The sequence below is a fragment of the Halomonas garicola genome (assembly GCF_055382465.1).
The window spans coordinates 923,851-939,237 of record NZ_AP043931.1 but is presented as its reverse complement, the minus strand read 5'-3'; the positions used below and the strand labels follow the sequence as shown (position 1 = coordinate 939,237).

At 56.6% G+C, this 15,387-nt stretch carries 11 protein-coding genes and 1 pseudogene; 1 reads left to right on the top strand and 11 read right to left on the bottom strand.

From position 1 onward, the window contains the following. Positions 1–32 precede the first annotated feature (32 nt). Positions 33–488 (top strand): annotated as a pseudogene (locus tag ACZ46Y_RS04775) (IS3 family transposase); the annotation flags it as partial. A gap of 220 nt (positions 489–708) precedes the next feature. Here ACZ46Y_RS04775 and ACZ46Y_RS04770 read toward each other — a convergent pair. From ACZ46Y_RS04770 to ACZ46Y_RS04720, 11 genes are all read right to left on the bottom strand, one after another. Continuing rightward, entirely contained in the window at positions 709–2,145 is a 1,437-nt protein-coding gene (locus ACZ46Y_RS04770; protein ID WP_311957740.1) for a sodium:solute symporter family protein, read from the bottom strand. A gap of 645 nt (positions 2,146–2,790) precedes the next feature. Continuing rightward, on the bottom strand, positions 2,791–4,464 hold the full coding sequence (locus ACZ46Y_RS04765) for an electron transfer flavoprotein-ubiquinone oxidoreductase (RefSeq protein WP_460540144.1): 1,674 nt from the start codon (positions 4,462–4,464) through the stop codon (positions 2,791–2,793). 92 nt (positions 4,465–4,556) lie between these two features. Then, positions 4,557–5,483 (bottom strand): electron transfer flavoprotein subunit alpha/FixB family protein, encoded by a 927-nt coding sequence (locus ACZ46Y_RS04760; protein WP_464380079.1) that lies wholly within the window; start codon positions 5,481–5,483, stop codon positions 4,557–4,559. Further along, the gene (locus tag ACZ46Y_RS04755; protein ID WP_464380078.1) at positions 5,480–6,232 is read right to left on the bottom strand and encodes an electron transfer flavoprotein subunit beta/FixA family protein; all 753 of its coding nucleotides are present in this window, start codon (positions 6,230–6,232) and stop codon (positions 5,480–5,482) included. The genes ACZ46Y_RS04760 and ACZ46Y_RS04755 overlap by 4 nt, the downstream gene beginning before the upstream one ends. A gap of 182 nt (positions 6,233–6,414) precedes the next feature. Continuing rightward, complete coding sequence (locus ACZ46Y_RS04750; RefSeq protein ID WP_311955428.1) at positions 6,415–8,484, bottom strand: oxidoreductase; 2,070 nt, start codon at positions 8,482–8,484, stop codon at positions 6,415–6,417. A 189-nt stretch (positions 8,485–8,673) separates the two neighbouring features. After that, positions 8,674–10,098 carry an APC family permease gene (locus ACZ46Y_RS04745; protein ID WP_311955425.1) on the bottom strand — a complete coding sequence of 475 codons (1,425 nt, stop codon included), beginning with the start codon at positions 10,096–10,098 and terminating at the stop codon, positions 8,674–8,676. Between the two features lie 87 nt (positions 10,099–10,185). Further along, positions 10,186–11,625: an aldehyde dehydrogenase gene (locus ACZ46Y_RS04740; protein WP_464380089.1), complete on the bottom strand. Its 1,440-nt coding sequence runs from the start codon at positions 11,623–11,625 to the stop codon at positions 10,186–10,188. A 224-nt stretch (positions 11,626–11,849) separates the two neighbouring features. After that, the gene (locus ACZ46Y_RS04735; protein ID WP_311955418.1) at positions 11,850–12,794 is read right to left on the bottom strand and encodes a LysR family transcriptional regulator; all 945 of its coding nucleotides are present in this window, start codon (positions 12,792–12,794) and stop codon (positions 11,850–11,852) included. Between the two features lie 155 nt (positions 12,795–12,949). Continuing rightward, the gene (argE, locus tag ACZ46Y_RS04730; RefSeq protein ID WP_311955417.1) at positions 12,950–14,158 is read right to left on the bottom strand and encodes an acetylornithine deacetylase; all 1,209 of its coding nucleotides are present in this window, start codon (positions 14,156–14,158) and stop codon (positions 12,950–12,952) included. Positions 14,159–14,248: 90 nt separating this feature from the next. Then, positions 14,249–14,923, bottom strand: coding sequence for a DUF1028 domain-containing protein (locus ACZ46Y_RS04725; protein ID WP_311955415.1), 675 nt, complete (start codon positions 14,921–14,923; stop codon positions 14,249–14,251). After that, positions 14,923–15,345: a RidA family protein gene (locus tag ACZ46Y_RS04720; RefSeq protein ID WP_311955413.1), complete on the bottom strand. Its 423-nt coding sequence runs from the start codon at positions 15,343–15,345 to the stop codon at positions 14,923–14,925. Before ACZ46Y_RS04720 ends, ACZ46Y_RS04725 begins: the two co-directional genes overlap by 1 nt. Between the last annotated feature and the right edge of the window lie 42 nt (positions 15,346–15,387).

The window sequence follows — 15,387 nt, the reverse complement described above, 5'->3', positions numbered from 1 at the left end:
GTTTAAACGAAACTAATGATTGTTAACACACCCTAGCCGCTGTGATGGACCTCTTCTCGCGTAAAATGGTGGGCTGGGCGATGGCGCCCAGCATGCCAGCCGAATTGGTGTGCTCCGCCTTGCAGATGGCCCTGGCCCAACGGCAGCCTCCGCCAGGCCTGATCGTTCATTCGGACAGGGGTAGCCAGTATGCTAGCGATGCCCATCGCGCCTTGCTGGCCCAGTATCACTTGCGGCCCAGCATGAGCCGAAAAGGGAACTGCTGGGACAATGCGGTCATGGAGCGCTTCTTCCTGAACCTGAAAATGGAGCGCGTCTGGCGGCGTGACTACGCCAACCATGCTGAAGCCGTACGGGATATCACCGACTACATCGTTGGGTTTTACAATAATGTGCGTCTGCACTCGACGTTGGCTTATCTGTCGCCCACCGCTTACGAACGCCACATGTCATCAAAATACCCTATGGAAGTGTCCGAAATAAGTTGACCACCACAGGTTGTCGCGGTGATGCCTTCCTGTTGGCCAGTCCCGGGATGGTCATGCTCATGAGCGGTGCCATCTTCCGGAGGATGGCTTCCTTACGCTCTGCGGGGTAACGCATGTTGATCACCTCTCAATCCGTTTGGGTGACAACTACGTTGACGCATAGGGCCCGACAACCTCCACCACACAGGCTAAAGTTAACACCTATCTAAATGAGCAGGGTTCATGACTGGGCTTCAGCAGGCACTACGGTACGGCGAGTCACCAAGCTAACCCCGACATAGATGATTGCTGAAGCCACACAGCCGTAAAGCGGTCCTTGCACCCATCCCAAATCGGTTCCTAAAAGTAAGTAAGCGCTGGTGCAAAAGCCGATAGCAATCGATGCGAGGGCTCCCGTACTGCTACCCTGCCAGAAAGTGGAGCAGAAAGTAACGCCAAAAAGCGCTGCCATCAAAGTGCCGTTGCCGAGAATCCCCAGCCATAAAATCATGACAGGTGGCAAATAAGCCATGCCAACAAATCCACAAATACCGACGATTAATACCATTAGGCGGTTAAAGGTCATTGAAGTTATAAATCCCTTTTCTCTCCCCAATGCTGAACGCAGATCATACGATAGCGCTGTTGATACGGTATGCATCAGGGAATTAGCCGTCGACTTCATGGCGAAAAGTATAAACAGGGTAATAAAGCTGGAAATTAACGGGTTGACCCCGTGCTCAAGAAAAGTCGGCATTGCCAGATCAGGGGAAGCCAGATCGGGGAAATAAGCCTTGGCGTAGAGTCCCGCCAGCGGCGTAAAATTTAGCAGCGCGCCCAAGATGGCAACCCAGATACCTACATGAGCCATATTGACGCCCTGTTTGATAGCCAGAAAGCGTACCGACATGAAAGGCAAGGCAACTGCCCACAAAAACGCATAAGGTAGAAGCAGAAGCGCAGCTGACGGACTGTCACCATAAGGCGCACCCGTCGTCGGATTAGCAATAGTGGGATCTATAGCATCAAGGCGCCCGATCAGCTCACCAAGCCCCACCTGAACAAAAACCACATAGGCAATGACGCAGGAGCCTATTGACATACCCACAATCATGGCGGCATCAGTCCAGGCAACTGCACGCAGACCACCAAACATAGTATAGCCAATAACCAGAAGCGTGATAAGCAGGGAGCCCGTAGTTGGCGACACGTCCAGCCATCCGGATACCAGCAAACCGATCGCTTTGATCTGCGATACTAGAAATACGCCTAACAGAAGTACCATAATCAGTGCGACAATGCCCTGCAGCCAGCGGCCTGCGGTACCGCCTGAGTGGATCTGGGCGATATATTCAGGAATCGTCCGGCTACCCAGTGTCGAGGCTTTACGCCGCAGAATATTGGCAAAAAATAGCGTTGCTATTAAAAATGCCGTGGAGTAGAAGGTATTTGAAAAGAGTTCAAGCGAGCCGTATTCATAGGCAACGCCCGGTGAACCAATAAAGACGAAACCGCTGTAGCCGGTGGCAACCAGCGTTGCCGCAGCGACAAAAGGGCCTAGAGAATTATTGGCGACGAGAAAGCCCGACTCATCTTTATCACCTGCCGCACGCATGGAGTACAGCGACAAGCCAATAAGAACCGTGGCAGAAAATATCAATAAAAACCAGTTAAACATCAGGGGATCTCTTTAGTTTGTTAATTTTATGATCAAGAAAACAGCTTTAGCGTTCTTCAGAAAAAGCCAAAGCCGCTACGGCCAGAGTCAAAGTTAGAAAAGAGCTGATACCAAAAGCAACAAAAGTCCAGGATTCCATTTTATTATCCCTCAACCTCAATCAATAAAGAAAACAATATCCGCCCTATACGCAACTAGTGGCGGCCCCCAGCTATAGCGATACGAAAGATGATCGCTCGCTACAGTAGTCTGGCTGAGAGATATCTAGAGGTTCCTGGCTATAGCGCACTGCCCCAACGGGCAGGTCAATGGCGTTGAGAAGGCCACGTGTCATGATGGAAAACTCCGTTGATCAGGGTTTTGTTATTGTAAAGCCGTGCTGATATGCACCACGGCAAAGAAGCTACCATAGCCCTGGAAGAATAATTAGGTAAAATATTATTATTCGACCCTATGAATCAAGATACCCTATCCACTCACTCTTCCAGCATCGCGGGTAATCCCCCCTGTGCTGCTATCCAGCAGTCCAAAGGCAGGCTCTTCTCATCGAAACCTGCCTTCGGCACTTTCAGAATAGAGAATGAACAGCAGGCGACATGTGGACAAGATCATGCGCTAAGCCCAGCGGCGATCAAGACCTCACCGTCACATATTAGGATAGTTCGGCCCACCCCCGCCTTCCGGGGCCACCCAGGTAATGTTCTGCGCCGGGTCCTTGATGTCGCAGGTCTTGCAGTGCACGCAGTTCTGGAAATTGATCCGAAACTGCGGCTGGCCGTCATCGTCTTCGACCACTTCGTAGACCCCGGCGGGACAGTAGCGGACTGCCGGCTCGGCGTATTTGGGCAGGTTGTCGCGGATGGGTATTGCCGGGTCCTCGAGCTTGAGGTGACAGGGCTGGTTCTCTTCGTGGTTGGTATTGGACAGGTAGACCGAGGAGAGCTTGTCAAAGGAGAGTTTGCCGTCGGGCCTGGGATACTCGATTTTTTCGCACTCGGCCGCCGGCTTGAGTGCGGCATGGTCCGGCGTCGTATCGTGGAGGTTGGGCAGCTTGCCGCCGCCGAGCAGCTGGTCGACAAAGTTGTAGGCGCCGCCGACCAGGGTGCCGTACCTGTGGAGGGCGGGGCCGAAGCTTGCGCTTTCCTTGAGCTCGGCGTAGGCCCAGCTCTGCTCCCACTTCTCCGTGAAAGCGGATAGTTCTTCCCCGCCTTCGCTTTCGTTGGCAACGGCGTCGAATACGGTTTCAGCGGCGACCATGCCGGACTTCATCGCCGTGTGCAGGCCCTTGATCTTGGCAAAGTTCAGCGTGCCGGCATCGCAGCCGATCAGCAGACCGCCGGGGAAGGTCATTTTGGGCAGGCAGTTGAAGCCGCCCTTGGTGATGGAGCGTGCGCCGTAGGCGACGCGCTTGCCGCCTTCCAGATGCTTGGCCAGCACCGGGTGGTGCTTCATGCGCTGGAACTCGTCAAACGGCGACAGCCAAGGGTTTTGATAGGACAGGTCCATGATCAGCCCTACCATGACCTGATTATCCTCGCCGTGGTAAAGGAACCAGCCGCCGTGGGCGTGCTTGTCCAGCGGCCAGCCCGAGCCGTGCAGTATCAGGCCGGGCTCGTGCTTGTCTGCCGGAATGTCCCACAGCTCCTTGAGGCCAAGGCCGTAGTGCTGCGGGTCTCGCCCTTCGTCCAGGGCAAAGCGCTGGATCAGGCGCTTGCCCAGGTGACCGTGCGAGCCTTCGGCAAACAGCGTGTACCGGGCGCGCAGCTCCATCCCCGGCATGTAGCCATCCTTGGGCTCGCCGTCGGCGTCGACGCCCATATCGCCGGTGATAATGCCGCGTACGGCACCTTGCTCATCCTCAATGATGTCCTGGGCGGCAAAGCCGGGGAAGATATCAACGCCCAGCGCTTCGGCCTGCTCGCCGAGCCAGCGGCACAGATTGCCGGCGCTGGTGACGTAGCGGGTCTGGTCGCCGCCGGTGTTGTGCATGGCCCTGGGCACCAGGGCATTGGGCAGCTTCTGGGCCTTGTCGGCGTCTTTCAGCAGGTATAGCTCATCGCGCGTAGCGGGCGTCGTCAGCGGCGCGCCGCGCGCTTTCCAGTCGGGAAACAGCTCGTCCAGCGCGCGCGTTTCGAACACCGCGCCGGAGAGAATATGCGCCCCTACCTCAGAGCCTTTTTCCACCACGCACACGCTGAGTTCGCGCTCCGCGCTGTTGGCCTGCTGCATTAATCGGCAGGCCGCCGCCAGCCCCGAGGCGCCGGCGCCAACGATGACCACATCAAAATCCATGGAGTCGCGTTCGGTTTCCGCTGTCATAGAGCACCCACAAGGAAAATGGCCGACAGTGAGGATATACGCCACTCACTGCCGGCACTCTGAAAAGTTAAAAGGCGAAGGGCGAAGGGCGATTAAAGCTTTTGCTCAAGCTCCGGCACGGCCTCAAACAGATCTGCCACCAGGCCGTAATCCGCTACCTGAAAAATCGGCGCGTCCTCATCCTTGTTGATCGCCACGATTACCTTGGCGTCTTTCATCCCCGCCAAGTGCTGAATGGCGCCGGAAATCCCTACCGCGACGTACAGATCGGGCGCAACGATCTTGCCGGTTTGCCCCACCTGCATGTCGTTGGGCACAAAGCCGGAATCTACCGCGGCCCGGGAAGCACCGATCGCCGCGCCGAGCTTGTCGGCGATGCCGTCAAGCAGCTTGAAGTTATCAGCACTGCCCATGCCGCGCCCGCCGGAAACGACCGCTCGTGCAGCACCCAGTTCGGGACGATCGCTTTCCGCCAGCGACTCTTTGACGAAGGCCGATATACTGTTGTCGATACTCTGTTCGACTACCTCAATGCTGGCGCTGCCGCCTTCGGCCACCGGCTCAAAGCCGGTAGCACGCACCGTGATAATCTTCAGGGCATCGCTGCTCTGCACGGTCGCGATGGCGTTACCCGCATAGATCGGACGCTTGAAGGTGTCGGCGGATTCCACGGCAATGATATCAGATATCTGTGCCACGTCTTTCAAGGCGGCAACCCGCGGCAGCGCGTTTTTGCCGTTCGTCGAAGCCGCCGCCAATACGTGGCTATAGTCATCGGCCAGCATGGCCAGCAGTTCGCTCAGCGGCTCAGCCAGCTGGTGGGCAAACACACGGCTATCGGCCACGCGCACCTTGCTCACACCGTCGAGTTTGGCGGCCGCCTCTGCCACGGCGTCGACGCTATCGCCGGCCACCAGTAAATCAATATCGCCGCCGATCGCCTGGGCGGCAGCGACGACGTGGGCGGTCACACCGTCCAGCTCACCGTCCTGATGGTCGGCCAAAACCAGAATATTCATGAAATCACCTTGGCTTCGTTCTGGAGTTTGTCCACAAGCTCATCAACTGAGCTCACCCTGATGCCACCTTTACGTTCGGCCGGTGGTTCAACCTTGATCAGTGCCAGCTTGCTGGCCACGTCGATGCCCAGCTCCTCCGGGGTTTTGACGTCGAGCGGTTTCTTCTTGGCTTTCATCACATCCGGCAGCTTGGCGTAGCGCGGCTCGTTCAACCGCAGGTCGGCGGTCACCACCGCGGGCAGCGTCAGCTCAAGCGTCTGCAGGCCGCCGTCAATTTCGCGGGTCACCTGCAGCTTGCCGTCTTCCACGGTAATCTCGGACGCAAAGGTGCCCTGAGGGCGTCCGGTCAGCGCCGCCAGCATTTGTCCCGTCTGGTTGTTGTCGGTATCGATGGCCTGCTTCCCAAGAAGTATCAGCTCCGGCTGCTCTTCTTCGACGACCTTGGCCAATGCCTTGGCAGCTCCCAGTGATTCCACGCGCTCATCGGTTTGGACGTGGATGCCCCGATCGGCACCCAGCGCCAATGAGGTCCGCAGCTGTTCCTGAGCCGCTTTAGGCCCCACGGTCACCGCCACCACCTCACTGGCAATGCCTTTTTCCTTGAGACGCACGGCCTCTTCCACGGCAATCTCGCAGAAAGGATTCATGGCCATCTTGACGTTAGTAAGGTCAACGTCTGACTGATCCGGCTTAACGCGAATCTTGACGTTATAGTCAATGACGCGCTTGATCGCGACGAGTACTTTCATAGAAGCATCCCTAATCAGGGTTATTGATAATAATAAGTAAAAGTAGAGGTAGCTAAATAAAAGCAAATATCGAGCTTTCTCCCATCGTGCTATTACGCTGCTAGTACACTTTCCAGTTCAGGGGATGCCCGTCACAATTTGACGAGCATCGAAAAAAAAGCGTTAGCTTATAATTTAGCGCCTTAGTCCACAGCAACTGCAGTGATTTCACGACGGAAGGGCAGATCGTCACCGATATCCTCGCTGTCCAGCTCGCGAGCGTAGCGGTGCCCAGCATAGGTTGCCCAGGCAATCGGGCCCGGTGCATTGGCATCACCGATGAGCTTCACTGACTTGATGCCGGCGTCTTCCCACTCGCCTTCACGCTCCATCAATGCTTCGTACAGCTCATTGTTTTCCTCGAGACCGGCAACTATCACGACGGCATCAGCGTCAAATTTCTGGGTATACTGGGTGTAAACGCAGTTGCTGACAACGTGATCGGCGGCAACTTTAGTAATGCCCCGGTTCAGCACGATATCCACGCCGGCCTCTACCAGGCGGGGGTGGATGGCGACCTGTTCCAGCGTGTTACGTGTCCAGTCTGACACATAGGCCGCTGGCGTAATCAACGTGACATCGGCACCGTTTTTCGCCAGCAGCTCAGCCATCACGCCGCCCATGTAATAGTGGTCATCGTCAAAGACAATCACCTTGCCTTCAGGAATATCCCCGTCCATCAAGTCATCCGGCGTATATACCTTGGCATCTGAGGACATCGGCATCGGCACCACATGCTGACGGGCCACGCCGTCGCGGCGCCAAGTGGCACCGGTAGCGATCGCCACATTCTCGAAGCCGAACTCCATGATGTCGTCTGCGCTCAGCTTGCTATCCAGGAAGATATCAACATCGGAGCGCTGGGAGAGTTGATACTGGCGATAGTCAACCACCCGCCCCCATTCACTAAGTCCGGGAAGCTTGCATTCCCGAGTCACACGACCGCCGATTTCCGTGCGGGACTCGGCTACGGCCACCTGGTAGCCACGGCGACACAGTGCCCAGGCTGCCTCCAGGCCGGCTGGGCCTGAACCCACCACCAACACGTTGTCACTATCGCCTTTGGGGTTCATCTTTTCGGGGTGCCACCCTTTACGCCACTCCTCCATGAAGGTGGGGTTCTGGGTGCAACGGCTGATCGACATAGTCATATCGCCGGTAATGCAGATATTGCAGCCGATGCATTCGCGAATATCTTCAATCCGCCCTTCTTCGATTTTCTTAGGCATGAAGGGATCGGCAATTGAAGGGCGCGCGCAGCCGATGAAGTCGAGCACGCCAGAACGCACCTGCTTGGCCATGACATCGGGGCTGGTAAAACGGCCCACGCCAACAATAGGCTTATCGGTGAGCTCATGGATACCACGCACCAGCTCCTGCTGGGCCCCTTCTGCCTTGAAGCGCGACGGCCCTGAACAGTCTTCCCAAGTACCCTGTGCTAGATCCCAAAGATCCGGCAGGTCCTTGTTCATTTCAACATAGTCCCGCAGCTCGGCGTTGGAAAAGCCCAGCTCACCGATCGTTTCGTCAAGACTCACGCGCAGGGCAATCGCCATGGTATCACCCACCGCGTCACGAATATCGGCAATGACTTCCTGGGAAAACCGCGCCCGGTTTTCCAGGCTACCGCCATATTCGTCCGTACGCTGGTTGGTAGCACGGCTCAGAAAATGCTGGAAAATACCGAAGCCATGGGCTCCGTAAAGGTTAATGAGGTCGAACCCTGCCTCTTTTGAACGCTTGGCGGCGTTGACAAACCAGCGGCGCAGATCACGAATATCGCGCTTGGTTAGCGCCCGCGCCTGAACCGGATCGTTGGTAAAGGTACGAATGGGCAGAGCCGACGGCGCCATGGGTACTTCTTTCGAGTAGAGGTTTGGCCCGTTGATGCCAGAATAGGCAAGCTGAATGCCCGCCAGTGCCCCATGTTCCTTCATTCTTTCAGACATCTTCCTCAGCTGCGGAATGTCATTGTCATCCCATAGCCTGAGCTCGATAAACGGCGTGATTTCTGAAGTATGGTGCATCTCGCACTGCTCGGTGAAAATAACGCCCCAGCCACCTTCGGACTTGATTTTGCGCATTTCAGCCGCCGCCGACGGGTCACGATAGCCGCCGCCGTTACAGTGCGGAACCTGATAGAACCGATTTTTGGCAGTCAACGGTCCAATCTTGGTCGGCTCAAAGAGTATGTCATAGCGTGAGTCGCGCATTGCTTAGTCCTCTCATTTTACAATCTTTCAACAACCCTGATAAATGTATCAGGGCTCTTCGACGTCGGGTGTGGAATTCACCCCCTGAGCTAGGCCAGGATATGACCTCCACGATGACAGGAGGTAGGACATGGACGATACCTGTATTCACGGAGCACTCCTCGCTTCGCTTTCTTGTAAAGATTGTTGTTAGCGCTTGGCGATTTTATCCAGGGGTTCAGGTTTAAACAGCGGCTTTTTCATTACCAGCTTGATCCAGACCACGGCTATTAGGCTGACGATGCCCAGCACCACACCGGCGTTGGTGAAAATCTTGACCGTCAACTCCGGAGTCGGCGAGGCATAGACGATGGCGTAAGCCATGCCGACGATGCCCAGCAGCTGCGGCAGCGGATAGAAAGGCGCGCGGTACGGACGCTTGACATTCGGATAGCGAATGCGCAGCGCAATCACGTTCATATGAGCGATAATGTAGGCCAAAAGCCAGGAAATAGCGGCTGATGTCAGCAGCAGGCCCACGGTGCTTGCGTCGTTACCCCACACCAGCAGCGGCAACCCGGTAACACCGGCAATAAACAATACGGCTACCCACGGCACCCGACTGGTACGAGTCAACCAACCTAGCATGGGGAAGGCCTGGCCCTGGTCCGCCATCCCCTGCAGCATGCGCGGCACCGCTGCCAGAGAAGTGTTGACGGTGCTGCAAGTCGCGGTTACTGCCGCTACCGCGAGCAAAAAGGTGCCCGACCCGCCAAAGGTCGCACTGGCATATTCCAGGTGCGGCAGCTCGGCAGAAGTAAGAATGTCACGTGGCACATAGAAGAGCGCACCCAGGCAATAGATGGCAAAGACCACAAAAATGGTAGTCAGGCCAATGTACATGGAGCGCGGGATATTGCGCGCGGGATTACGCGCATCACCAACCAGCGGGCAGACGAACTCGGCACCCACATAGCCCCAGACCGCCAGCGCGATCAACGTGAGAGCGCCATCGCCCAGATTGAAGCCATCCGCCAGCTTGGAGACGCTATAGGTATGGGGAGCAAAGCCACCGCTCAGCGCGCTTACGCCAAGCAGCAGCAGCGCCACCACCATGGCAAACGCCAGGACATACTGCAGCTTGGCAAACACATCAATGCCCATCAGGTTGAGCAGGGTGAATACGCCGAGAATACCGAAGGCAACGTAGTTGGTACTTTCCACAGCCGGATAAAGCACGCCAAGGAAGTAATTGACCAGCAATAGTTCGGCGGAAAGCGCAAACATCGCCACTACCACATAGCCGGAAAAAACCGAAAGAATGGCCGGAAAATGCCCCAGCGCTACTTCGGTATAGGCACTCAGACTCCCGGCTCGAGGTACCAGTAGTGCCAGCTCGGAGAAAGAGGCGGCGTAGCAGAGCGCCAGCACCCAGGCGATGGCCAGCGGTACAATGAAGGCGGCGCCGACAATGCCCACGCCCTGAAGCATGATCACCATTGCGCCCTGGGAAACAACCAGGCCAACGGCAACGGCGATCAGGGATTTGATGCCCAATGCGCCGCAATCTTGCGTAGCGGCACCACCGGACGCTGCCGCAGTCGTTTTGACTGCAGCTGTCTGTTGTTGACTCATACTAACCCTCATTATTGTTGTCGGGGTTTTAACCACTCGCCTGCAGGGGAGTCAGGCGAGCGTGTCAGCCAGGGGACCAAGCCTGCGTCATAGACGAATCCAGGTAGTCTTGATCTGAGTGAACTTGTCCAGGGCGTGAAGCGAGAGGTCACGACCAAAGCCGGACTGCTTGTAGCCGCCAAACGGCGTGATGAAATCGATAGCGTCTACGGTGTTGACCGACACAGTACCGGCCTGCAGGCGACGAGAAATCCGATGAGCCCGAGACAGGTTCTCGGTCCACACCGAGGCAGCTAGACCGTAGATGGAGTCGTTGGCAATCGCGACTGCTTCATCCTCGTCAGCAAACTCGATCAGCGCCGCCACCGGGCCAAAGATCTCTTCCCGGGCGATAGTCATCTCTGCGGTCACACCCTCAAATAGAGTTGGCGACACGAATGCGCCCTTTTCTTCTTCACCCGGCACCTCGCCCAAGGCTAGCCGCGCACCTTCCTCAAGCCCCAGCGAGATATAGCCGCGTACTTTACCCGCGTGATCATCATCAATCAGCGAGCCTATATCGGTAGATGGATCCAGCGGATCGCCAACCTTCAGCTGGGAGGCAGCGGCGACAAAGCGCTCGACAAAAGCCTCCTTGATGTCTCGCTGGACGAGGATCCGCGAGTTAGCCGAGCACACTTCGCCCTGGTTGAAATAAATGCCCTGCACCGCAACTTTCGCGGCTTCATCCAGGTCACTGTCGGCAAAGATCAGGTTGGGGCTCTTACCACCGCACTCCAGCCACACCTGCTTCATGTTTGACTGGGCAGAGTATTCCAAAAAGCGCTTGCCGGTAGCGGTGGAGCCGGTGAAGGCCAGGCAATCGACGCCGCTGTGCAGACCAAGCGCTTGACCGGTAATGTGGCCGTGACCGGGCAAAACGTTGAATACGCCGTCAGGGATGCCGGCCTCCTTGGCCAGCTGAGCCAGGCGCAGCGCTGTTAGCGGCGACTGCTCAGCGGGTTTCAGGATAACGCTGTTGCCTGCGGCTAGTGCCGGCGCCATTTTCCAAGCGGTGATATCCAGGGGAAAATTCCAGGGGATGACAGCTGCCACGACGCCTACCGGCTCCCGGGTGATCGTGGCCAGGTTATTGCCATCGGTAGGCGCTACTTCGCCGTATAGCTTGTCAATGGCCTCGGCATACCAGCCAAAACAACCTGACGCACCGGGAATATCAAGCTCGAACGCATCGCGGATCGGCTTGCCTGTATCCAGCGTCTCGAGTAGCGCCAGCTCTTCCTGGTGCTCCATCATCAGGGCAGCCAGACGCTGTAGTACTGCCTTGCGCTCTGCCGGTGCAGCCAGGGACCATTCGCCGGCATCGAAACTCTTGCGGGCAGCGGCCACGGCACGATCCACGTCTTCGCTACTGCAGGCCGCAACGTCTGCCAGAACGTCACCGGTAGCCGGATTGCGGTTCGTCAGCGTTTGGCCATCGCTGGCTGGGGTGTTTTGGCCCGCGATAAAAGCCTCGCTGGGAATCACCAAGTGGGAGCGAAAATCGTGCCAGTAATGAAGATCAGGTACCGCCATTGAGTGCTACTCCATGGGCCAGGGTGTTGTTATAAAAAGGTCGTGTCGGCAAAGAGAACGACCGTGAAAATCACCATAGCCCTACGGCAGTAGTTAACTAAAATATTATTATACTAACCTTTAGAACATTTTATCCTATCCAAAAGCCATGACGGTTGCGCAAACGCACCTCAGCGTTACACCCTTCTAATGCGCAGCGTTTCAAAACGCTCGAATACCGCCGACTGGGCTTCAGCGTCTTCGACCAGGCGAAGCATAGCCTCCGCGTTAGGCGGCAAGCGCAGCTCGCTCAGGCAAGCAATACCCAGGGTCAACGGGAGTGCCTCGTCTTCCAGAGCAAGCGCCTTCAAGTGATCGCCGCCGAAGTGCTCAAGGGCATCAAGCGGTGTATTGAACAACGAAAATCCGAAACCGTTAGCCACAAGCCCGCGCAGCATGTCCATCGATTTGGCACGGTGTGCCACGCTGGGCGTTAATCCGTAATGAGTAAAAATCGATAGAAAGTACTCACGGCTCAACGGCCAGTCCAGCAGCACCATGGAGTACGTCACCAGCTCTTTTAAGGTAATGCTGTCGCGATTGCCGAGCGGATGATCGACGGAGACAACGGCATAAGGGGGAAGGCGATACAGAGGGGTAAAATCAATCGTTTTGGGAATATCCAGGTCATAGGTGAAGGCCAGCTCATAGTCCCCTTGATTCAGGCCACGAACGATATCCTTTTGATTCATCTCGTCACAATAAAGGCTCACTGTCGGGTGACGATCGGCGTAAAAACGCAGGAGCCGGGGCAGGAAAACGGGTGCAAAGGTAGGGAAAGTGACCAGCCGAAGCTCACCACCTACATTTTCGCCCATGGAGATGGCGAATTTTTCCAGCCCTTCGGCATCACGCAGAAACTGGCGGGCCCTATCCAGCAGCAGCCTTCCGGTAGGGGTCAAGGAGAGACCCTGGGCGTGATGACGGACAAATAACTGTAGACCCGTGACTTCTTCTACGTGCTGAATAGCTGCCGAAATAGACGGCTGGGAAACGTGTAACTTTTTAGCCGCCTGAGTCACACTGGACAGCTCTCCGGCTACTGTAAAATAGCGCAGCTGCTTAAGGGTAAGTTGACGCATCGGTTCGTTATCACCGTCACAGGACGAATAGTGGCACCCCGCGTCAGACCGCAGGGCGAGCAATATGAGCTTATCATGCGCCCCTGTTTTCGTCTCGTGCGATACTATTTTACCCAGCCCACCTCAACGGACAGGCCACCTTATCCGCCATTCGGCTATGCCCGAGCAGCCGTCGAAAAGTTATTCTCGACCAGCTGCCGCGCATCGGGATCTTCTAGCGCTACTATTAATTTGGCCAAAAAAGCCTCACAGCGAGCCAGCTGTTCGCGCGTTACAAACTCATCGGGCTGATGCCCCTGAGCCATGCTTCCCGGTCCGCAAACCAGCGTCGGCAAGCCCAGCTCTCGCTGAAAGAGCCCGCCCTCTGTACCAAAACCAATACGCTCCCGAGCACGCTCGTCCAGTAGGGCAAGAATGAAACCCACCATCCCATGGTCATCATTCATCGATAGCCCCGGGTACTCTGTCAAACGCTCCAGGCAAATGCCGGCCTCGGGGTGCGACGTGCGCATTTGCTTCTCCAGCGACGAGGCAAGCTCCATCAGCTCAGTGAGCAAAGCTTCGGCATCATCCTCGGGGACGTTACGTATTTCGAGATCAAAGGAGCAGTCTTGAGGCACGATGTTAAGCGCTGCACCGCCTTGAACGGTGCCCACCTGCAAAGTGGTATGTGCAATGGCAAAGCGCTCGTCGAACGGCCCTTCCGCCGCTTTTTCCCGAGCCTTGTTTTCTACCCAGCCAATCAGGTGCGAAGCGGCATGAATGGCGTTAACGCCTTCGGGTGCCATACCGGAGTGACATGCCTTGCCTCGCAGATGGAGGCGCACGGCAAGCTTGCCTTTGTGGCTGGTTGCCAGTCGCATTGAGGTTGGCTCACCCACCAGGCAGGCCGCAGGTCGAACCGGTTGATGAGCCAGATCGTCGAGTAGGCTCCGCACACCCAGGCAGCCGACCTCTTCGTCGTGGGAAAAGGCCAGGTGGACCGGCACTGCCAGCTTGGCCTCGACCAAGGCGGGCACGGCGGCTAGCACAGCGGCGAGAAACCCTTTCATATCGGCGGTGCCGCGGCCGTAAAGGCGCTCACCCTCAGCGGTTAGCTGAAAGGGGTCAACGCTCCACTTCTGTCCACTCACCGGCACAACATCGGTGTGGCCGGAAAGCATGACGCCCGCTCGTTCCGCAGGGCCAATCGTTGCGTAAAGATTCGCCTTTTCGCCGGTTTCATCCACAATACGCCGCGATGCCACACCGTGACTTGCCAAATAGTCTTCAATAAAACCGATGAGCGGTAAATTGGTAAGGTGGCTGGTGGTATCAAAGGCCACCAGCTCGGCAAGCAAATCGACGACCGAAGTTTGGGACATGGAAGCACCGAATCATCAGAAATAAAAAACGGGCGGCCCGATGGCCGCCCTGCTCTTAACTAAGAGCCGAACTCCAGGAGCCGGGCTTGCTTAACGCTCATCGCCCGGCACGCCGTAGGAAGGGGACTGGTCGGGCCGCGACGCTCTGAGTACATAGGCATCGCGCTGGGGCAGGTAGTTTTCCCAGACCATACGCAGCTCGCTCAGCGGAGAAATGTGCCAGTCTACCCGTAGGTCAACCACCGGCCAGCTCGCCTGATCTGTTACCTTCAACCCTGCCGAATAAATAGGTCCCATCTCCCCTCCGGCGGCCAGGGCGGCATCCATCGCGGCCAGTAGCCGCTCGGCAAGCTCGCCCTCATGCGCCTCAAACGCTTCCACCATAGCCCGGATAACCGCCTTGTCGGCAAGCATATTGCCACCGGCAACGCAGTCTTTTCCCTGGTGCGTCGCGTAGATACCCAGCGTTTCCTCGCCGCTGTGCACAGCGCTCTCGCCCTTGCTATCCAGCACCTGCAGCTGTCGCCACTCAGGGAATTCTTCATGTTCACACAGCTGCGTGAGCACGTCGTCCGCTCCCTGGCCTTTCTCCAGCAGTTGAACACCGAGCTGACCCAGCGCCGGGTTAGTAACGTTTTGCGTCAGCACAACGCCTTTCCCGGGAGCAACAAAAGAACAGCGGCTGGCAACGCAAATGCTGGAAGAGCTGATTGCGGTACCAAACTGGCCTGTCTCACGGCAAAAGCCAGCAACAGAAAAAGTCATTACGTTTCCTCCTTGTCCGGTATGACGGCAACAACATCAATCTCCATGAGCCACTCAGGCTGAGCAAGCCCCGACACAATCAGGCCGGTAGAGATCGGAAAGACACCTCTGAGCCAGTCTCCGACCTCACGATAAACCGGCTCGCGAAAACGCGGGTCGGTGATATAGGTCGTCGTCTTGACGATGTGGCTGAGGTCAGAACCGGCCTCTTCAAGCAGCTGCTTAACGTTGCTCATCGCCTGCTTGGCCTGAGCGCCCGGGTCACCCAAACCTACCAAGTTACCGTCAAAGTCAGTACCTACCTGACCGCGTACGTAGACCGTATTACCGGCACGTACCGCCTGGCACAAATCATTATCTAGTGCCTGGTTAGGGTAGGTTTCTTTCGTATTGAACATACGAATTCGAGTATGTGTAGGCATCAGCTAACCTCCATGAGTTACGCCTGGCTGTGAAGATAAACC